Annotated in this window: 17 protein-coding genes; 9 read left to right on the top strand and 8 right to left on the bottom strand. The window is 65.7% G+C overall.

Features of this window, described 5'->3' with window-relative positions; genetic code table 11:
- Positions 1 to 95: 95 nt before the first annotated feature.
- Genes ACGFNJ_RS16880 through ACGFNJ_RS16865 form a run of 4 tightly spaced genes read left to right on the top strand, consistent with a single transcriptional unit; the run spans position 96 to position 4,671 of the window.
- Positions 96 to 887, top strand: coding sequence for a tryptophan 2,3-dioxygenase family protein (locus ACGFNJ_RS16880; protein ID WP_393450000.1), 792 nt, complete (start codon positions 96 to 98; stop codon positions 885 to 887).
- Complete coding sequence (locus ACGFNJ_RS16875) at positions 884 to 2,002, top strand: aminotransferase class V-fold PLP-dependent enzyme (RefSeq protein WP_393448239.1); 1,119 nt, start codon at positions 884 to 886, stop codon at positions 2,000 to 2,002. The genes ACGFNJ_RS16880 and ACGFNJ_RS16875 overlap by 4 nt, the downstream gene beginning before the upstream one ends.
- On the top strand, positions 1,999 to 3,057 hold the full coding sequence (locus ACGFNJ_RS16870) for a methyltransferase (protein WP_393448237.1): 1,059 nt from the start codon (positions 1,999 to 2,001) through the stop codon (positions 3,055 to 3,057). Before ACGFNJ_RS16875 ends, ACGFNJ_RS16870 begins: the two co-directional genes overlap by 4 nt.
- 48 nt (positions 3,058 to 3,105) lie before the next feature.
- Positions 3,106 to 4,671 carry a phytoene desaturase family protein gene (locus ACGFNJ_RS16865; protein WP_393448235.1) on the top strand — a complete coding sequence of 522 codons (1,566 nt, stop codon included), beginning with the start codon at positions 3,106 to 3,108 and terminating at the stop codon, positions 4,669 to 4,671.
- A 42-nt stretch (positions 4,672 to 4,713) separates the two neighbouring features.
- On the opposite strand, the gene ACGFNJ_RS16860 is transcribed toward ACGFNJ_RS16865, so the two are convergent.
- The 4 genes from ACGFNJ_RS16860 to ACGFNJ_RS16845 are packed head-to-tail and all read right to left on the bottom strand — an operon-like array spanning position 4,714 to position 8,859.
- Positions 4,714 to 5,724, bottom strand: coding sequence for an ABC transporter ATP-binding protein (locus ACGFNJ_RS16860; RefSeq protein WP_393448233.1), 1,011 nt, complete (start codon positions 5,722 to 5,724; stop codon positions 4,714 to 4,716).
- Positions 5,725 to 6,549, bottom strand: a complete 825-nt coding sequence (locus ACGFNJ_RS16855) for a carbohydrate ABC transporter permease (RefSeq protein ID WP_393448231.1) — start codon at positions 6,547 to 6,549, stop codon at positions 5,725 to 5,727. It lies immediately after the preceding gene.
- Positions 6,546 to 7,478 carry a carbohydrate ABC transporter permease gene (locus ACGFNJ_RS16850; protein ID WP_393448229.1) on the bottom strand — a complete coding sequence of 311 codons (933 nt, stop codon included), beginning with the start codon at positions 7,476 to 7,478 and terminating at the stop codon, positions 6,546 to 6,548. Before ACGFNJ_RS16850 ends, ACGFNJ_RS16855 begins: the two co-directional genes overlap by 4 nt.
- Positions 7,471 to 8,859, bottom strand: a complete 1,389-nt coding sequence (locus tag ACGFNJ_RS16845) for an extracellular solute-binding protein (RefSeq protein ID WP_393448227.1) — start codon at positions 8,857 to 8,859, stop codon at positions 7,471 to 7,473. Before ACGFNJ_RS16845 ends, ACGFNJ_RS16850 begins: the two co-directional genes overlap by 8 nt.
- Before the next feature lie 189 nt (positions 8,860 to 9,048).
- Between ACGFNJ_RS16845 and ACGFNJ_RS16840 the strand changes: the two genes are divergently transcribed.
- From ACGFNJ_RS16840 to ACGFNJ_RS16830, 3 genes are all read left to right on the top strand, one after another.
- A complete protein-coding gene (locus ACGFNJ_RS16840; protein WP_393448225.1) occupies positions 9,049 to 12,063 on the top strand; it encodes an alpha-mannosidase in 3,015 nt (1,004 codons plus the stop codon).
- 211 nt (positions 12,064 to 12,274) lie between these two features.
- Positions 12,275 to 12,766 carry an HAD domain-containing protein gene (locus ACGFNJ_RS16835; RefSeq protein WP_393448223.1) on the top strand — a complete coding sequence of 164 codons (492 nt, stop codon included), beginning with the start codon at positions 12,275 to 12,277 and terminating at the stop codon, positions 12,764 to 12,766.
- A 952-nt stretch (positions 12,767 to 13,718) separates the two neighbouring features.
- Complete coding sequence (locus ACGFNJ_RS16830) at positions 13,719 to 14,222, top strand: hypothetical protein (protein ID WP_393448221.1); 504 nt, start codon at positions 13,719 to 13,721, stop codon at positions 14,220 to 14,222.
- Positions 14,223 to 14,316: 94 nt separating this feature from the next.
- On the opposite strand, the gene ACGFNJ_RS16825 is transcribed toward ACGFNJ_RS16830, so the two are convergent.
- Entirely contained in the window at positions 14,317 to 14,778 is a 462-nt protein-coding gene (locus ACGFNJ_RS16825) for a YiiD C-terminal domain-containing protein (protein ID WP_393448219.1), read from the bottom strand.
- A 514-nt stretch (positions 14,779 to 15,292) separates the two neighbouring features.
- Here ACGFNJ_RS16825 and ACGFNJ_RS16820 point away from each other — a divergent pair.
- The gene (locus ACGFNJ_RS16820) at positions 15,293 to 16,192 is read left to right on the top strand and encodes a class I SAM-dependent methyltransferase (RefSeq protein ID WP_393448217.1); all 900 of its coding nucleotides are present in this window, start codon (positions 15,293 to 15,295) and stop codon (positions 16,190 to 16,192) included.
- A gap of 21 nt (positions 16,193 to 16,213) precedes the next feature.
- Here ACGFNJ_RS16820 and ACGFNJ_RS16815 read toward each other — a convergent pair whose 3' ends face one another.
- On the bottom strand, positions 16,214 to 17,311 hold the full coding sequence (locus tag ACGFNJ_RS16815) for a matrixin family metalloprotease (RefSeq protein WP_393448215.1): 1,098 nt from the start codon (positions 17,309 to 17,311) through the stop codon (positions 16,214 to 16,216).
- A 511-nt stretch (positions 17,312 to 17,822) separates the two neighbouring features.
- On the opposite strand from ACGFNJ_RS16815, the gene ACGFNJ_RS16810 reads away from it, so the two are divergent.
- Entirely contained in the window at positions 17,823 to 18,359 is a 537-nt protein-coding gene (locus ACGFNJ_RS16810; protein WP_393448213.1) for a hypothetical protein, read from the top strand.
- 108 nt (positions 18,360 to 18,467) lie between these two features.
- Here the strand turns inward: ACGFNJ_RS16810 and ACGFNJ_RS16805 are convergent, their stop codons facing one another.
- A complete protein-coding gene (locus ACGFNJ_RS16805; RefSeq protein WP_393448211.1) occupies positions 18,468 to 18,851 on the bottom strand; it encodes a VOC family protein in 384 nt (127 codons plus the stop codon).
- The gene (locus ACGFNJ_RS16800) at positions 18,832 to 19,077 is read right to left on the bottom strand and encodes a hypothetical protein (RefSeq protein ID WP_393448209.1); all 246 of its coding nucleotides are present in this window, start codon (positions 19,075 to 19,077) and stop codon (positions 18,832 to 18,834) included. Before ACGFNJ_RS16800 ends, ACGFNJ_RS16805 begins: the two co-directional genes overlap by 20 nt.
- Between the last annotated feature and the right edge of the window lie 6 nt (positions 19,078 to 19,083).

Genomic DNA, 19,083 nt, shown 5'->3' with positions numbered 1-19,083 from the left:
CTATTTCGGTGGCCCGTCGCCGGCCGGGCGGCGGCGGGCAACCATCGCGAACGACAAGCGGCGAGCAATCGCCAGGAGGCAACGACTTGTCCACGATGAAGACGGTGACCCCGGAGGACCAGCTACGCGAAACGCTGGCCAAACCCATGTTCAACACGGTCCTGAAGGCCTGGGTCGGTGACGGAACGACCGACTACGAGGTCTATCTGCGCACCGCCGAGTTGTTGTCCTTGCAGACGACGCTCGACCGGCTCACCGACCCGGACGAGCTGATGTTCCAGATCGTCCACCAGGCCCAAGAGGTCTGGTTGAAGCTGTTGTCCCACGAACTCGCCGGCGTCGTCGGCGAGGTGGACCGGGATGCGCTGTGGGAGACGTCGGCCCGGCTGGATCGGGCGATCCGGATCGCCGAATGTCTCGAGCGGGAAATCGGTGTCCTCGAGACCATGACACCCGACACCTATCAGATCATCCGGCGCAGCCTCGGCAACGGCAGCGGGCAGCAGTCGCCGGGCTACAACGGCGTGCTCGCCGCGGCGGAACAGGTTGCCGCGGCACTGGATCGGCTCCTCGACCGACGCGGTGTCCCGGTCGCGGCGGTGTACTCCACCGAGGTCGCGCAGCCGGATCTCAAGCGCGTCTGCGAGCTGCTCGTCGACCTCGACGAGCGGTTCCAGGGGTGGCTTGTCGCGCATTTCATGTTGGTGCGCAGGACGATCGGCGTCGGCCACGGGGTGAACGCGCTCGACGGGGTACCGACCAGGGTGCTGACCGGCCGGATGACCCAACCGCTTTTCCGCACGCTGTGGCAGGTGCGCAACGAACTCACCGAGAGTTGGCGTCGTGACGGCGGTTACGCGCCGGGCGCGGCGCGGGAGTCCCGATGAGCGTGGCGGCGCTGCGTGCGGAATTCCCGGTGCTGGAGACCTGTGTCTATCTCAACAGCAATTCCACGGGTGCGCTGCCACGTGGCGTGGCGCGGGTGCTCGATCGCTACTGGGCGACGATGCGGAACTGGCGCGACGATGCGTGGACCGGATGGCTCGACGAGCTGGACGGCTATATCGGCGCCCTGTCCGAATTCCTCGGCGCCCCAACGGGAACGGTGGTCACGGACACCAATCTGACCACCCTGCTCGGCAGGCTAGCCACCTGTTTCGACTTCGGCGGCGAGCGCACCAAGGTGGTCACCACCGACCGTGAGTTCCCCACCGTGCCGTTCCTCTGGCGGGGTTTCGCGAAGTACGGGGCCGAGCGGGTCGTGGTCGGCTTCGACACCGCCGCAGTCGAATCGGCGATCGACGAACGCACGTTGCTCGTCTGTGTCGCGCACGGCAGTTACACCACCGGCGCCGTCCTCGATCTCGAACGGATCGTCGCGCGTGCGCACGAGATGGGCGCGCTGGTCGTCGTTGACGCCTTCCAAACGGTCGGCGTGCTGCCGCTGAACGTGCGCGCGCTCGGCGTGGATTTCCTCCTCGGCGGCGCCGGTAAATGGCTGTGCGGGGCGCACACCGGGTTCCTCTACGCCAGGCAAGAACTCCTGCCCACACTGCGCCCCGCGGCGACCGGATGGTTCGCGGGCCGCGACCCGCTGTCCTTCCGGCCCGCCGACGACTGGGCCGAGGACGCGCAGCGGCTGGCGGGCGGCACGCCGATCCCGCTCACCGCCATGATGTCCCGGGTCGGACTCGACCTGCTCGCAGGCGTCGGCGCGCAGAGCATCCGCGAGCACTCGCTGCGCTGCACCGAGCGCATCCTGACCCGCGCGGACGAGGCCGGTATCGCGGTGCGCACGCCCGCCGCGCCGGAGCGCCGCGGCGGCGTGGTCTGCCTCAGCTTTCCGGGCGACGAGGCAGTGAAGAAGCGGCTCGTGGAGCACGGCATGGTCTGTAGTTGGCGCGAAGGCCTGCGGGTGGCTCCGCATATCTACAACACGGTCGACGAGGTGGATGCCTTCATGGACGCACTGATCTCCGAACGAGGTCTGGTGCGCGGATGAGCGGGCACGTCCTCTCGCCCCGAGCGCTGATGAGCCTGCTCTTCCACGGCGACAAGGCCATCGACGTCGTGCGAACGGCGTGGCACATGGGCATCCTCGACGCGCTGGACGAACACGACGCCGAGTCGGTGTCCCTCGGCCAACTGTCCGACCGGTTCGGTCTGGTGCCCGCCCGGCTGTACAAAGTGCTCGACTGCCTCGAATGCCTCGGATTCGTCGTCCGGTATCCCTCGGATACGTTGCCCGACACCAGATATCGGGCAGTCGAGGGTGCCTGCGATGCCGCGATCGACGTCCTCGGTCCCGACTCGAACGAGCGCGACCGGGACGGCTATCCGTGGCGGACCCTGTACGGAGCCCTGCCCGACGTGCTCCGCGGCGAGCGCAGCATGCCGCCCGAGGCGTTCACCTGGCCGCTCGACAGCGCCGACCAGGTCGCGGGCTTCGAACACAGCATGGCGGCCGGAATCGGGCCCATCGCCGAGGCGTTCCGGACAAACGCCGAATCATGGTGCACGCGTTCGGCATTGCGGCTACTCGACGTCGGCGGTGGTGATGGCACGTTGGCGGTGCATCTGCTCCAGGACAACCCGAGTCTGCGCGTCGATGTCTACAACCTTCCTGCGCTGCGATCCCTCGTCGACAGCACGCGAACGACGTCGGGCTGCGGTGCCCGGCTCGGCTTTGTCGGCGGCGACTTCCTGGCCGAACCGCTGCCCACCGGGTACGACATCGTGTCGTTCGTTCGCGTACTGCACGATTGGCCGCGCCCCCGAGCCCGCGAGCTCCTGGCCAAGGCCTACCAAGCGCTCCCTCCGGGCGGGCGCGTGCTCATCTGCGAGGAGTTCCGCGACGCCGAACGCCTTGCCCGGCAATTCTTCTGGTCCTATTTCCTCATCGGTGTCGACAGCTGCGCCAGCATGTTGCGCGAGGTGGCCGACTATCGCAGGCTGCTCGGCGACCTCGGTTTCCGGGACGTGACGGTGCTCCCCGGACCGTTCGAGATCATCGTCGCCACCAAGCCGGACACGATACCTGAAGTCGTGGTCCGTTGAGTGACAACAGATCTCGACCTCACGACGCCGGACTGGTCGACTGACAGCATGCAAAACTTCGACCACATCTTCGTCGGCGGCGGCCACAACGCGTTGGTCGCGGCCGCCTATCTGAGCAGGGCCGGATACGACGTCCTCGTCCTCGACCGCAACGATCGGGTCGGCGGCTTCGTCCGCAGCGCCGAATTGTCGCCTGGGGTGACCTACGACCCGTTCTCGTCCGCCGTTCCCTTGTTCACCAGCGGACCCGCGTGGCGCGATCTCGGTCCGGATCTGCGGAAACAGGGCCTGGAGATCCTGCAACCCGAGTTCCCCACCGGCGTGTCCATGCAGGACGGCACCACCGCGGTCTTCCCGCGCGATCCCTTGGCGCTGGCGGACGAGGCCGATCGCCTGCACCCGGGTGACAGCTCGGCGGTCGCCGAGATCATGGCGGCCTTGGGTCCGTCGTCAGGCGAGGCGTTCGGTCTGATGGGCCAGGATCTGACCTCCGACGCGGCCAGGGCCACCATCGCCCGGTTGGTGAGCGAAGGCAAGGGCTGGTCCCAGGTCGCCGAGCTGGCGCTCGACACCTCGCGCTCGGCCGTATCGGAACTCGAATCCCCGGCGCTGCAAAGCCTTTTCGGGTCGTGGCCGGCCCACGTGAGCCACGGGCCCGACGACGCGGGCGGCGCGTTCTGGACGACGATCTTCCCACTCGGCTTCACCGCGGGCGGCATGCCGATCCCCCAGGGCGGCATGGGCAAGCTCGCCGAGGCGCTCAGCGGCATCATCACCGAGCACGGCGGTGTCGTCCAGAACAAGGCCACCGTCACCCGCATCAAGGTCGCCGACGGGCGCGCGGTGGGCGTGCAACTGTCCGACGGCAGCGCGTATCGGGCACGGAACAGCGTCGTCGCCTCCGTCAATCCCGACCAGCTCTACGAGTGGTTGCTCGCCGAAACCGTTGTGCCCCCGCGCATTCTGTCGCAGGCACGCCGATACCGATATGGCACCGGCATCTTCCAGCTGCACCTCGCCATCAACGGTCCGATCCCGTGGCCGGACAAGCGGTTCGCCCGGATCGGCCAGCCCTTCCTCACCGATTCCCTCGATGGGCTCTCCCTGCACGTCGCGCAGTCGCGAGCGGATCTGCTGCCCGCATGGCCGACGATGACCCTCGACTGCCCGACCGCGCACGACGCGACCCGAGCGCCCGAGGGCACCAACGTGATTCGCATCGAGGTCACGGATGTGCCGACCAGTCCGCGCGGTGACGCCGCGGGCGCGATCGCCACCGACGGCACCTGGAACTCCTGCGTGGTCGACCGTTTCGCCGATCGAGTACTCGAGGTCGTCGAACGCCACATCCCCGGATTGACCGAAAAGATCGTCACCCGAGCAACAGTCACCCCGGCCACCCTCGCCGCCTTCAATCCCAACAGCGGCCCCGGCGACCCGTACGGCGGCGCCCAAGACCTCGCCCAGAGCTTCGCGCTGCGCCCCATCGCGGCCGCACCGGGCCACCGCACCTTCGTACCCAATCTGTATGTCCTCGGCGCGGGCACCTGGCCGGGCGCAGGCGTTTCCGGAAACTCCGGCTACATCGTCGCCCAGTACCTGATCGATTCCTGACTCATCGGAAGGGTGTCGTGCCCGCTGCATCAGATTTCGGCCTCACGGGAGCAGCGCGCCCGATTCGGCGTCGTAGTGCAGGATCCGGTCGGGTTGCGGGACAACCCAACCGTCGGTGCCGACGTCAGGCTCTTCCGCCTCCGGCACGATCACGCCGACAGTGAAGCCGTCCGCCTCTACGGTGACCAATGAGGTTGCGCCGAGGTGTGCGACCGTGGAGACGCTGCCGTACAGCGCATCGTCCACGGGGGTGGCGGAGAAGGTCAGGTATTCGGGGCGGGCGCCCCAAATGACCGAGGGGCTCAGGCCGACCAGCTCGCCGGGGATCAGGTTCATCGGGGTGGAGCCAATGAAGTTGGCGACGAAGGTGTCGGCGGGGCGGCGGAAAACCGCACGGGCAGTGCCGAGTTGGCGGATCCGACCCTCCGACATCACCGCGATCCGGTCCGCCATGGCCAGTGCCTCGGCTTGGTCGTGAGTCACGAAGACCGTGGTGACGCCGAGCTCGAGTTGCAGCTTCTTCAGGAAGGTGCGGGCTTCCAAGCGCAGCCGTGCATCCAGGTTGGACAGCGGCTCGTCGAAGAGAAACACCTTGGGGTGGCAGGCCATTGCCCGCGCCAACGCAACTCGCTGCTGCTGTCCGCCGGACAGCTCGGCGGGTCTGCGGGCCAGCAGTCCTTGCAGCGAAAGCTGTTCCGCGGTTTCGGTCGCCTTCCCTGCCCTGGTCCGACGGTCAGTGCCGCGGACCTTCAGCGGATAGGCGATGTTGTCGGCCACCGTCATGTGCGGGAACAGCGCATAGTCTTGAAACACCATCGCCACGTCGCGCCGACCAGGCGAGAGCCGGGTGACGTCCTTCTCGTCGATCCGGATCTGCCCGCTGGTCGGGGTTTCCAGTCCGGCGATGCTGCGCAGCAAGGTGGTCTTGCCACACCCGGATGGTCCGAGCAGCGCGAAGAACTCGCCGTCCTGAATCGTGAAGTTCAGGCCGTCAAGGGCTTTCACGTCACCGGGAAAGACCTTCGTCAGGTCGACCAGATCGATCTGCGCCATCTAAGACTTGATCCCTCCGTGGAGCCGGAAGCCGTAGCGCCGGTTGACGAACACGTACATCAGCACGACCGGAATCGAATACAGCAGGGAGAACGCCGAAATCGGACCAAGCAGCGCCCCGCCGCCCTCGTCGTAGAAGGTGCGCACCACCACCGCGGCAGGCTGCTTGTCCTGGTCGCGCAACAGCAGGAACGGCACCAAGTAGCTACCCCAGACGTTCACCACGGTCCACACCGCGATCGTGGCCAGTCCAGGCCGAGCCAGCGGCACCACGATGTCGCGCAGCATCCGCAGCGGCCCGGCCCCGAACACCCGCGCCGATTCCTCATAGGACTTCGGCACCGAGTCCATGAAGTCCTTCAGGATGAAGATGGCTGCGGGCAGCAGACCGCCCGAAAGCACAAGCACCACACCCAGTTCCTGGTCGAGCAATCCGAGCTTCCAGATCATCAGGAAGATCGGCACCATCGCCGCGGTGCCGGTCACCACGCTGGACAGCAGCAGGAGCAAATACAGCAGTGCGTCCCGGCCGGGGATCCGGACCCGCGACAGCGCGTACGCCGCCAGCGCCGCGCTCGAAACCACCAGCACCATGCAGGATCCGGACAGCAGCACCGAGTTCCAGAGCGAACCCATGGTCAGGTCATCTTCGAACAATGCCGAAAAGTGTTTCAGCGTGGGCTTTTCCGGAATACGCGGCGCATACCCCGGATTGGCGTCGAACGGCGCCGAGGCGAGCCAGAGCATCGGCAGCACGAAGAATCCGGTCACCACCGCGACGAAGGTGTAGAAGCCGATCCTGGAGACGATATGCCGTGGGTTCATGAGCTCCTCCGCCGCAATAGGCGCAGGTAGAACAGCGCGAGCACCAGATTGATCAGCAGCATCAGCACCGACGCCGCGGCGCCGTAGCCGAGCGCGCCGTCGTCGATCCCCTGCCGGTACAGGAAGATCGGCAGCGTCTCGCTGCGGTGGTTCGGCTCGCCCCGTGTCAGCAGGTACGGGGTGAAGTCGTTGAAGGTCCACAAGCTGATCAGCAGCGTGTTCGTCAGGACGTGCCCGCGCAGGTGCGGAAAGACCACGTCCCGCAAAGTCTGTGGCCCGGAAGACCCGGCCAGCCGCGCGGTTTCGAGGTGCGACGGCGGCACGGTCGACAGCGCGGCCGAATACAGCAGCATGGAAAACGCAGTGCCGCGCCAGATGTTGAACACGATGATGACGGCGAGCGGCTGGTGAATCATCCACGCGTAGCCTGGATTCCCGAGCAACCGGTTGACGGTGCCTTCATCGCGATCGAGCATCGCAATCCACACCACCGCAACCACACTCGCGGGCAGGATCCACGCGAGCAGCACCAGACTCTCCACCACGACGCGGACCCAGCGGACCGCACGGCGCATCGTCCAGGCCAGTGCGAAGCCGAGACTGTTCTGGCCGATGATGGCCGAGCCGAACACGAACAGCAGCGTGATCCACACGCTGTTGCCGAACAGCGGGTCGGTCAGCGCCTTCGTGTAATTGCCGAGTCCCACAAAGGAAACGTCCACCGAGGTGCGCCCGGACACGGTGAGATCGGTCAGGCCGATCCACAGCAACCACAGTGCAGGGAAAACCAGGAAAGCCGCGATCAGCAGCAGCGCAGGCGTGACGAACGCGCTCGCCTTCCAACGCCCCAATCCGGCGACGTCGGTATCGGATCCGCCCCGCTGTGCTCCGGCGACAGCGGCGGCGCCGGGGGTAGCGGGATCAGTCACTGGCCACCTTGTCTTGGCCGCCGACCGCCGCCACCACCGCTTTGCCATATGCCGCAGCGGCATCCGCCGTGCTCTTGCCGGTGGCCACGTCGAGTGCCGCCTGCTGCAGCGCCTTCGACACGGCGTTGTACTCCGGCAGTGCGGGCCGCAACGCGGTGATCGGCAAGATCTGCTCGGACACGAACGTCAGCATCGGGTCGCTGCCGAGCGCGTCGGCGTTGACGTCCTGACGCGCAGTGATGCGCGGGCCACCACGGGCGAGCAGCTCGCGCAACGCCTCCGGCGAGTTCATGAATTGCAGGAGTTCCCAAGACAATGCGACATTCTTACTCTTCGGGTTGATCACCCGCCCGCCGCCGCCGGAGATGCTCACGAAGTCCTGTCCGTGCACGCCGCTCCCCGGCGTCGCCGCGGGAATCTTCGCCCAGCCCACCTGGGTGTCGCGCTCGGTCATCGGGAAGCTGCCCCCGGTCGGGTTCAGCACGCCGCGCCAGAAGTAGTCACTCTCCACCAGGATTCCCACCTGGCCCTTGGCGAACTTCTCGAAGCTCTTCTCCCGGCCTTTGGCGTCCTGCTGCAATTCCGCATCGCCCAACTGCTCGCTGTACAGCGTGCGGTAGAAGTCGAGTACCCGACGGATTTTCGCCGTGTTGCCGACCCACTTGCCGCCCTCGTACAACGTGCTCCCCGTGCCCGCCAGCAATGGCAGCATCCCCTGGGTTGTCGTCGCTTCGCCGAAGCTGGTGCCCGCATTCAGTTGCACCGGAACGACTCCGGGCACCGCCTTCACCTTCCGCGCCGCCTCGAGCACCTGATCCCACGCGGTCGGCTGCCAATTCGCGGGCAAGCCGGCCTGCTCGAACACCTTGCGGTTGAAGAACAGCACCCGCCCGTCGGTCTCGATCGGAATGCCGTACTGCGCGCCCTGATAGGACGTCAACTGCTGCACCGCGTCCGGCACGTGCTGCCAGCCGTCCCATGCCTTGACCTTGTCCACCCCGACCAGCTTGTCCAGCGGTTCGATCTGGTGTCCTTCGGCGAACTCGCCGACCCAGATCCCGTCCAGCGACACCACATCGGCGCCGGTGCCGGTCTTCAAGTCTTTGGCGATCCTGCTCTTGTAGTCCTCGTCCGGCACCCCGGTCGCCTGGAACTTGACCCGCACCGTGACGCCCTTGGCTTGCTGCTGGTCGACGAACCTCGGGATGACCCACTCCTCGATCCACTTCGCCTCGGCCGCGTTCTTCCCGCCCGCCGAGTTGATCGCGTTCGCGGTGATGGTCAACGACGCCCCGCTACCGCCCGATCCGCACGCCGCTCCCCCGACCACGAGCGCACCGACGCTCACCACCGCCGCGAACACCCGCCAGTTCGATGCCATGGGTCCTCCTGCAAGGCAATCCATCCTCACACCGACGGTGTCACAAGACGCCGCGCACCGACGCCCATTCCCGGGAATCGGCCGAAGGCGCTACGGCACACCGTCGGCTGTACCGGAGAATGTTCACCTTGCTGTGGACAATGGGGACACCGCGTTGCTCACGCCGTCGATCCGATCGGAGCCACCGCTATGCACGATGACCGTCGGTTGATAGAGAGCCGCCTCGGACGGGTCTTGTCCGAGCGGATCGCTCCGGCGATCTACCCGGAGTCCGTGCCGCTGACGGCATCCATCTGGGTCGCGCCCGATGAGCCGGTGCCGGTCGCCGAGGGCATCGCCGCGCCGCGCACGCCGACCAGGCCCGGTACCCCGTGGGGCGCGCCGTGGGGCACCAGCTGGCTCACGGTCGAGGGCACCGTGCCGGAGGCATGGGCGGGTAAGACCGTCGAGGCGATCATCGACCTCGGCTTCGACGTCAACGCGACGGGTTTCCAATGCGAGGGCTTGATCTATCGACCCGACGGGTCACCGGTCAAGGGTCTGCACCCACGCAGCCAGTGGGTTCGGGTTGCGTCGCCGGCGGTCGGCGGCGAGCAGGTGTTGTGGCATGTCGAGGCGGCGTCGAATCCGAGCATTCCCTTCTTCGGACCGACCGCACTCGGTGACAAGCTCACCGCGGGCAGCGACCCGCAATATCGGCTCGGCCGAATGGATCTCGCGGTCTTCGACGAAGAGGTCTGGCAGCTGGTGCTGGATCTGGAGGTGCTCGGCGAACTGATGCACGAGATGCCGGAGGATCCCGCCCGCCGCTACGACATCGTCCGTGCGATCGAACGCGCGCTCGACGCCATCGATCTGCAGAACGTGAACGCCACCGCGGCCGCCGCGCGCGCCTGCCTGGTAGATGTGCTGGCCAAGCCTGCGATCCCGTCCGCGCACACGATCTCCGCGGTCGGCCACGCGCATATCGACTCCGCGTGGCTGTGGCCGCTGCGCGAGACGGTGCGCAAGGTCGCGCGCACCACCGCCAACATGACCGCCCTGCTGGCCGAGGAGCCGGACTTCGTCTACACGATGTCCCAAGCCGCGCAATACGATTTCATCAAGCAGCATCGTCCCGAGGTGTACGCGAAGGTCAAGAAAGCGGTGTCGGAGGGGCGGTTCGTGCCCGCCGGCGGCATGTGGGTCGAGGCCGATACGAATATGCCCGGCTCCGAAGCGATGGCGCGGCAGTTCGTGCACGGCAAGCGATTCTTCCTCGACGAGTTCGGTATCGAGAACGAGGAGGCATGGCTGCCCGACACGTTCGGATTCGCGGCAGGGCTGCCGCAGATCATCAAGGCCGCCGGGTCCAAATGGTTACTGACACAGAAGATCTCCTGGAGTCAGATCAACCAGTTTCCGCATCACACCTTCCTCTGGGAGGGCATCGACGGAACCAGGATCTTCACCCACTTTCCGCCCGTCGACACCTACAACTGCTCGATGCAAGGCCGCGAGATCGCGCACGCCGCAAGGAATTTCAAGGAGAAGGGCCGCGCGTCGATGTCGCTGGCGCCGACCGGCTACGGCGACGGCGGCGGCGGGACGACGCGGGAGATGGTCGCCAAGGCCGCCAGGATGAAGAACCTGGAAGGCTCGCCGAAGGTGGTGTGGGACAAGCCCGCCGACTTCTTCGCCAAGGCCGAGGCCGAGTATCAGAACCCGGCAGTGTGGGTGGGCGAGCTGTACCTCGAGCTGCACCGCGCCACGCTGACCAGTCAGGCGAAAACCAAGCAGGGCAATCGCCGCAGCGAACACCTGCTGCGGGAGGCCGAGCTGTGGGCCGCGACGGCGGCGGTGCGCAAGAAGCTCGAGTATCCGTACGCGGCATTGGATCGACTCTGGAAGACGGTGTTGCTGAACCAGTTTCACGACATCCTGCCCGGCTCGTCGATCGCGTGGGTGTACCGCGAGGCGGAGCAGACATACGCCGCGGTGGCCGAGGAGCTGACTACGATCATCGAGCGGGCGCAATCGGCGCTCGGCGGCGGGCAGGCAGGCCCGAACGTCTTCAATTCGACGCCGCATGCGTGGCAGTCGGTTCCGGCGGGCGGGGCGGGCCCGACGACGACGGGTGACAGTTGCTCGGTGCTCGAACGCACCGGTGGCGGATTCGTTCTCGACAACGGACTGTTGCGGGTGGAAGTCGACGAGCGGGGTCTCGTGGTGTCGGTGTTCGACCTTGCGCAGCAGCGCGAGACGCTGCCGCCCGGCGCCGCCGCGAATCTGCTGCAGCTGCACCCGGATCTGCCGAATTCGTGGGACGCCTGGGATGTCGATCTCTTCTACCGGAACCGGGTCACCGATCTCACCGACGCGGATTTCGTCGTGGCGGAACCGGATTCGGACCGAGTACGGATCGCCCGCTCGTTCGGGTCCTCCAAAATCGAGCAAACCCTCACGCTGCGGGCCGGCGCGCACAGCCTCGACATCGACACCAGTGTCGACTGGTACGAGACCGAGAAATTCCTGAAACTGGCCTTCCCCCTGGATATTCACTCCAACCGGTACGCCTCCGAAACGCAGTTCGGTCACCTGTACCGCCCCACCCACACCAACACCAGCTGGGAGTACGCGAAGTTCGAGGCATGCAACCATCGCTTCGTCCACCTCGCCGAGCCGGGCTGGGGTGTCGCGCTGGTCAACGACTCGACCTACGGCCACGACGTCACCCGCACGGTCCGCGCCGACGGCGGAACGACGACAACACTGCGCGCTTCGTTGCTCCGCGCCCCGCGGTTCCCCGACCCACTGACCGATCACGGCGTCCACCATTTCCGGCACGCGCTGCTGCCCGGCGCCTCGATCGGCGATGCGGTGCGCGCGGGCTACCGCATCAACCTCACCGCGCCGACCGCAGGCGTAGCCGAACCGGTCGAGCCGCTGTTCACCGTCGACAACGACGCCGTGGTGACCAGCGCCGTCAAACTCGCCGACGACGGCAGCGGCGACGTCGTTCTCCGCGTCTACGAGGCGCACGGCGGCCGAGCCTCGGCACTGGTCACCGCGGGGTTCCCCAGCACCGACGTCCAGGTCTGCGATCTGCTCGAACGCCCACTGCCGAAGGACCCATCCGCCACCGTCGAGGACGCGGGAGTCCGCGTGCGGCTGCGCCCCTTCCAGCTGGTCACCCTCCGTTTCGCCCGATCTATCGCCCGATGATGCGCGCTTCGTCACGCAGGCGCGGCAAGGTCGGTGCGTTTCGTCCGCTATCAATTCGCCAGAGCACCACTCCCTCGATATGCTCCGCGAAAGTCCTTACCCCGCAAAGTAACTGATCACAGAACCACCGACGCACCCCGCCAGACCACCGACCGCCGACCGCAACGACGTTTACGCCGAAGGATGCCGACGTTCTGGCACGATATAGATCGTGCGGCCTCTTCTGCTCCTCGATATCGACGGCCCGCTGAACCCGTTCGCGGCCAAAGCCGACGCCAAACCAGTCGGCTATCGCGAGCACAAGTTCACGATCTCAGGCTGGAGCAGGCGCCACCCGTTGCGCATGTGGCTCAACCCCACCCACGGCCGGGCCCTACTGCAAGCCGCAGGCCCCGCCGAGCTCGTCTGGGCCACCACCTGGGAACACCAGGCCAACACTATGGTCGGCCCCGCCATCGGCCTGCCCAAGCTGCCAGTGATCCAGTTCGGTGACACCGGACCTGCCTGGAAGTTTCCCGCCGTCTGCGCCTACGCCCGGCAACGCCCGCTCGTCTGGCTCGACGACGACTTCGGCATGTACCCCACCGCCCGCGACGAGTTCCTGTCTTCCCGCGGCGACACACCCACCAACTTGATCCCCGTCAACCCCCGGACCGGCCTCATCGATACCCACTTCGCCGAGATCCGCGAGTACTTCGGCTGAACGTCTAGTCCACGACGCGCCGAGTCGGGACCGTCATACTACTAAAGCCATTGCTGCACAACCAATCTAACAAGTTCACGGGTTGTCAGGCCGGGTTGCGTCACCGCCTTTCATGCGGACGCAAGCAAATGCCGAAGTGCGCGTTCGACCGACCCTGATCAAATGATCGGCCGAACGCTCGTAGAACGTCCGGACCTGCCGATTACCGTGTGCCACAGCGACCACTCCTGCCCTATGCGAAGTCTGTGGGTTCGATCCCGCGCACATTCTGTACCGATGCGCACAAGCCATGGGGCGAACTTGTGCGCACCACCACGATCCGTGCGCGGGACCATGTCATGGCGGGTTTGGCTCGCGCTGCGTTCGGAAAGGTCCGCTTGTGCGCCTAACGCGCGGCCTGGCATGGACGCGCGCTCATGCCGCGGAGCGCGGCCTGAAGGAGCCACTCGGCGTTCCTGAAAGATCAACTGGCCGAGATCATCTCGGGCAGAGGAACGCACGGAAATGCTGATGTGTGGGCGCCGGCCGCAACTGGTCACCTGATCACGGGGAATTGAGGGCGACATCGGTCGAGAGGCCAGTCACATAGTTTCCCCGTGATCGCCTGTCCAGTAGTGCATCTCGGACGATGTTGGCCAAACGCACAGCGTTGTTGCTTGCCACGAGCTGAGGTGCGCTGCGATTCTGAGCATCCGGTACTGCCGCGGAGCGCGGTCCGCGCGGAGCTCTCGAAAGATCAACGGGTGGATGTCGACTCGGCCAAGGGAACGCGCGCTACTGCTGAATACCGGCTGTCGGGAACGATCCCGCAGATCCGTTGTCGGCCTGTGGGTTTCAGCCGAAGGCATGCCGGAATGACAGTAGGGTTGTTTCAGGCCTTGGCGGGCCCGGGTACCGGAATTCGCTGAGGATGGGCTGCGCGGGTAGCGTCGCCCGCGGAGAGGTCGGTTAGATGGGATTGAGGCATATGGTGTCGCCGGGGCGGTGGTGGCGCTCGGTGACCTGCTGGCGTGTGTTGACCCTGGTCCTGGTCGCTTTACCACAGGTACTCAATGCGCACTTCCCGGAGCTGCCGGACAGCGACGCCGGAGCGATCCACGGCGAGTCCAGGGCGTTCGAAAGCGCGGCCATAGTGTTCCGAGCGGTGGGCGACCAGCCGCCGCTGCTCGAGCAATGGCTCGAATATGTCGCAGAGTCCGGCCTCGTGGTGCTGCTGCCCGCGGTCGTATTCGTGCTGCCGCGCAGGTATGCCCGGCTCGGAACGCGCTGGGCCGCAGGTATTCTGGCCGTTCTCGGTGCGGTAGGCGGATATCTCGGGATGTCGTCGCTCGAGTACGGTGCCACGCCGGTATCGGGTTTGCTGTTCCTGTCGCCGTTCTACCTGCTGGCGGCAGGAGCGCTCGTGCTGAGTGAACGGCAGCACCGGCCCGAGGCGAGTGGGCCCGCGACGAGCTAGCGTTCACAGCGGCTCACCGAGACGCGGGATCTCCCAGCCGTCCTCGGCGAAGGCGGCGCCCACGTTCCGAGCGGACAGCGGCCGAGCCACTCGTCTACCGAGCGCGGATCTGATACGTGCCGTGCGTCGTCGCGACCGTGACACCGGAGGCATCGGTCAGCACCGCATCGAGTGTGAACTCGGCCTTGCCGGTGGCTTCTGCCTGTCGCACGATCGACTCGATCTCCGCGGCACCCAACTCGGCGCAGGCTCGTACATCGGTCGTCGCCGGTCGCCGATAGTTGATCTGCATGTCTTTCACAATCGGATAGAACCGGCTCGCGTCGCAAGACGCCAAAGCCACCGCGCCCCCGAGCATTTCGGCTACCGCGAACAACGCCCCCGCGTACATTCCACCGAAGTGATTGCGGTTGGTGTCCATCGGCACCATGCCCACCGCACGTCCCGGCGCCAACTCGACCAGGCGAACACCCAGCTCGTACATGGCGGGTACAGCATGCGCGAGGCCGGCATTGAACATCTCCACCAGCGCCCGGCCGTCGACCGTTTCGTCCACTCGCGCCTTACCTCTCGTCGTGGAACCAGCCTTGTCGAGCGCCGGTAAGGGCTCACGAGCCGAATCTACGAGCAGGTCGGCGACGCACGCCATGACCGCATCGGCCCACCGACATGACCGGAGCGCTCGAGCGACAGTCCCCAATGCCCGGTATGACCGATGGCGATCCACCACATCCTTCGTTCGGAGACGATGAAGCCGTAGTGAGATAGCTCTCTGCATGGTTATCGTCCGAACTGGCGTGAATTTCGTCCACCCTGTCCAACGGCAGCGAGGACGGACCGAGACTTGCCGCGTGGCTGAAGGCGTGTGCCGCAGCTACCGCATTCATGTCTGCCTGACTCGAATCGCACTGTTGATCGCCAGCCGCAGCGTGGCGCTGGGTCCTCGCCGAACCCACCCACGCTGCCGTCCCAGTCACTCGATCGTATGATCAAACTCGATAACGCTCTACCCAGCGGCAATGGCGTAGCTATCGCGTCGGCGCGTGGTTTGTAGGTTCGAGGAGAGCACGATGCGTTTCGAAGGTGACACCTGGGACATTGTGACCGGGGTCGGGAAAACCGCGCTTCAGGTCGCGGCCGCGCGGGCGGTCGTCAGCAAGCAGCCCGATCCGCTGATCGTCGACGAATACGCCGAGCGGTTCATCGTGGCCTCCGGCGATGCGGACACCATCCAGCTGATCAGCGATCCGGCGCTGTGGGCGGAGCATCCGCTCGCGACCGGCGCGATGGGGCTGCGCACCAAATTCTTCGACGACTTCTTCCTGGCCGCGACGGACGCCGGGGTACGCCAGGTGGTCATTCTGGCTGCTGGTCTCGACGCGCGGGCCTACCGCATCGACTGGCCGGAAGGCGTCGTCGTTTTCGAGGTCGACCAGCCGATGGTGTTGCAGTTCAAACGCCGCGTGCTCATCGAATCCCGCGCCGAGGCGAAGGCTTCGCGCAGGGAGGTCGCGGTCGATCTGCGCGACGACTGGCCTGCCGCGCTCCTCGCCGCAGGCTTCGATCCGAACGCGCCGACGGCATGGTCGGCGGAGGGACTGCTCGCCTATCTGCCCGGCGCCGCACAGGACGCCTTGTTCGCGCGGATCACTGAACTATCGACCCCGGGCAGCCGACTGGCCGTCGACGATATCGATATCGGTGTCGACATAGATTTCGAGGAGCTCGTCGACGCGCAAACCGAGCAATTCGGAGGCACCCCGATAGATGCCTCCGAGCTCGCGTCATTGTTCTACACCGACGACCGGAAAGAACCCGGCGAATGGCTGGCTGAACAAGGATGGAACACCCGGAGTGTGCCACCCAGCGACCTGGCCGAGCGATATCAGCGGCCGCTGCCGACCATGCCGGAGCCTTTTGCCACGGTGTTCGGCAGCATCAGGTATTTGAGCGCCCACAAGTTTTCCTGATGCTGGCGCCGTAAGCCGGACTCACCACCAGTTGTCCCAAGGGCTCTGGCCCTGCTGGCTTTGCCACGGGTTCCATGTCCCTTGGTCGGAATCGCTTTGCCAGGAGTTGTCGTCCTGCTGATTCTGCCAAGGGTCCCAGGAGTTGTTGTCCGGCTGGCTCTGCCAAGGATCCCACGAGCTGTTGTCCGGCTGATTCTGCCAAGGATCCCACGAGTTGTTATCGGGCTGGCTCTGCCAAGGATCCCAGGAGTTGTCGTCGCCTTCCCCCGGGTTCGACGAGTTGTCGTCGCCCTCCCACGGGTTCGACGAATTGTCGTCGCCCTCCCATGGATTCGACGAATTGTCGTCACCTTCCCAAGGATTCGACGAGTTGTCATCCGGTTCACCCGGGTCGGTGGAGTCGTCCGGCTGCCCGGTCTCGTCGTCACCGCCAGGGTTGCTGTCGCCAGGCTCGCTGTCTCCTGGCTCACTGTCGCCGGGCTTGTTCTGATCGGACGGATCGTCCTTCCCCGGCGCTCCCTTCTTGTATTTGCTGTTGAGCACATTGATTTCGTCTTTGCTCAGCGGCGTCGGGCCCTTATTGCACCTGTTCACCGAGCTCGCCATGATGCTGCAGCCACTGTCGTTGTGGTCGAGACCCATGGCGTGCAGCAGTTCGTGCGCGGCGACTTCGGTGCGATCGTCGGCGTTGAAGCCCTTATTCTTGGGATCGAGTTTCACGAAGGGGCCGCTGCCGTCCCAGCCGCCCATGCCTGCCACGCCACCGCCGAAGCGCTCCGACGTAATCTTGATGGCGCCCCTGCCCGTTCCCGGTTTCAACACCCAGTTGATGCCCGGTGTCGAATTCAGGTGCTTGACAGCCTTTTCGATGGCTTCGTCTTTGATCGTGTTGTTGTAGTGCAGGATCGCCCTGCCCTGGCTGTCGTTGCCCTGGGTCTGCACCTTGAAGCCGAAGCTCGGCGCCGCGGCGACCGCGGTGGCGCTGGTCGTCAGGGTGACCGCGGCCGGCCCGAGCAGCGTACCTGCGATCAGCGTTGCGGCCAGTCGAGGTGAGCCGTACGCGGGCGACTTCTTGGCTCGATGCTTTCCACGATAGTTGCGACGATTGGCACCCGACATAACCCGCGAAGACCTCCGTGTTGTACTGCAGTTGAACGTTTTTACCGAGCCTTGAAAGCGCCTGATACCGCACGGCTATCAGGCGACCAATATGTGAAATCGAGCGTCGGCTCGCGGATCGGTGTGGCCAACTGTACAGACGACCAGAGCACTACAACGAATTTGTAAGTCAGCCTTAATTGTCGGAAAAGCACCCTTATCACGGTCACATCACAGCCCGGCTGCCAACTGTCAGAAACCCCCTGCGCGCCACCAGTTCTCGGCCCGCCGCCGCAGCTGCACCCGCAGACCTCAACGCGGGTCGTTGCGCAACGCGCAAGCACCGGCGATGCAGCACCAACCAGCCGACCAACGCCGGAATCGATGACCGGCAGGCTCGCCGCAGCCACACCGAGCGAGCACCGATTGCCGAATTCGATACGCCGCAGCGGCATTCGCCGACAAGGGCCGAGCCCCGGCCGTGAGATCGGCGTGAAATGCCGGTGAAAGTTCTGGAGACGACGCTGCGGCTATGCGAATTTTGAAGCGTGGAATAGTAGCCGCCGCGGCGGGGGCCGTCGCGATGCTCGTCAGCACTGCGACCGCGGCGGCCACACATCCGCCGTTGACCATCTCACCGTTTCTGTGGAACTGGTATCACGACTCGTGTCTGACCGATACCGGCAACGGCGGGGTCGAGATGCGGCAATGCCAATGGGAGTCAGACATATTCACCGATATGATCGCGACTCAGCGATGGGGTGAGCTGTCGGTGCGGACCGACGACTACGGTCGGCGGGTGGTACAGCTGCACAACGGCAAAGGCCAGTGCCTCAACAGCACCTACAACGGCGCAGGCGCACGAATCACGTTGTCGCCGTGCGTCAAAACCGATGTGCGCCAGCAGTGGGCAATCCAAACCCACCCCACCTACAACTTCACCTTCATCAGCACCAGCGACAGTCTCCGCGACAGCTACACCATCGGCTCCGAAGACGGCCGCGACGTCCGACTGAAGTCGAACATCGACTGGAGCAACCAACGCAAGTCGGAGTGGGATCTGCACTGACGCGCCACACCCACTCCGCGATGCCGACTTGGATTCGTCGACGAGCTGAAAGCCGCCATCACGCAGGCGTGTTCGGCCGCTGCTGCAGCGGCCGGGCCAGGCGCGCGGTCAGAGGGGCTGGAGGCGAGTGCGCAAGAGGCAGAATTCGTTGCCTTCCGGGTCGGCCAGCACGTGCCAACTCTCGGTGCCGCTCTGGCCGACGTCGGCGGGCACCGCACCGAGGGCGAGCAGCCGCGCCAACTCGGCGTCCTGGTCCCGGTCGGTGGCGTTGAGGTCGATGTGCAGTCGGAGCTTGCCGGTTCGGGGCTCGGCGCTCGGGCTGAGGATCAGGGTTGGTTGCGGACCACCGAACCCGGTGGCGGGCGGACCGATTTCGATGCTGCCGTCGTCCTCGCGGCCGAGTTCGACGTAGCCGAGGACATTGCTCCAGAAGGTGGCGAGTGACTCGGGGTCGGCAGCGTCGAGGACCAGTTCACTGATGCGGGATGCCATGGTTGTCAGTGTAGGCAGGCAACCGGATGGCCGGCTGGTCGTTTCGCTGGCACGGCAGTTGTTGCACGAGAACAGTTTTCGCCACTCGCCCAGGTGCCGCGCTCGACACCGACCCGACACGGTTTACCGCCACTACACCGATCAGCAGGACCTCTTCGACGGCATCGCCGCATTCATGTTCCCGGCCAGACAGGCCGCCGAGCTCGGCCCTCTCCCGCGAATGCATCGAATA

It is taken from the genome of Nocardia sp. NPDC049149, assembly GCF_043197455.1.
Classification (GTDB): Bacteria; Actinomycetota; Actinomycetes; order Mycobacteriales; family Mycobacteriaceae; genus Nocardia.
This window is presented reverse-complemented; position numbering and strand designations above follow the sequence as displayed.

Coding starts and splice junctions, on each gene's coding strand:
- ACGFNJ_RS16855 (WP_393448231.1), bottom strand. CDS start 6,549: ATGAACCCACGGCATATCGTCTCCAGGATCGGCTTCTACACCTTCGTC.
- ACGFNJ_RS16830 (WP_393448221.1), top strand. CDS start 13,719: ATGGGATTGAGGCATATGGTGTCGCCGGGGCGGTGGTGGCGCTCGGTG.
- ACGFNJ_RS16845 (WP_393448227.1), bottom strand. CDS start 8,859: ATGGCATCGAACTGGCGGGTGTTCGCGGCGGTGGTGAGCGTCGGTGCG.
- ACGFNJ_RS16880 (WP_393450000.1), top strand. CDS start 96: ATGAAGACGGTGACCCCGGAGGACCAGCTACGCGAAACGCTGGCCAAA.
- ACGFNJ_RS16810 (WP_393448213.1), top strand. CDS start 17,823: ATGCGAATTTTGAAGCGTGGAATAGTAGCCGCCGCGGCGGGGGCCGTC.
- ACGFNJ_RS16860 (WP_393448233.1), bottom strand. CDS start 5,724: ATGGCGCAGATCGATCTGGTCGACCTGACGAAGGTCTTTCCCGGTGAC.
- ACGFNJ_RS16805 (WP_393448211.1), bottom strand. CDS start 18,851: ATGGCATCCCGCATCAGTGAACTGGTCCTCGACGCTGCCGACCCCGAG.
- ACGFNJ_RS16870 (WP_393448237.1), top strand. CDS start 1,999: ATGAGCGGGCACGTCCTCTCGCCCCGAGCGCTGATGAGCCTGCTCTTC.
- ACGFNJ_RS16840 (WP_393448225.1), top strand. CDS start 9,049: ATGCACGATGACCGTCGGTTGATAGAGAGCCGCCTCGGACGGGTCTTG.
- ACGFNJ_RS16875 (WP_393448239.1), top strand. CDS start 884: ATGAGCGTGGCGGCGCTGCGTGCGGAATTCCCGGTGCTGGAGACCTGT.
- ACGFNJ_RS16820 (WP_393448217.1), top strand. CDS start 15,293: ATGCGTTTCGAAGGTGACACCTGGGACATTGTGACCGGGGTCGGGAAA.
- ACGFNJ_RS16865 (WP_393448235.1), top strand. CDS start 3,106: ATGCAAAACTTCGACCACATCTTCGTCGGCGGCGGCCACAACGCGTTG.
- ACGFNJ_RS16800 (WP_393448209.1), bottom strand. CDS start 19,077: ATGCATTCGCGGGAGAGGGCCGAGCTCGGCGGCCTGTCTGGCCGGGAA.
- ACGFNJ_RS16815 (WP_393448215.1), bottom strand. CDS start 17,311: ATGTCGGGTGCCAATCGTCGCAACTATCGTGGAAAGCATCGAGCCAAG.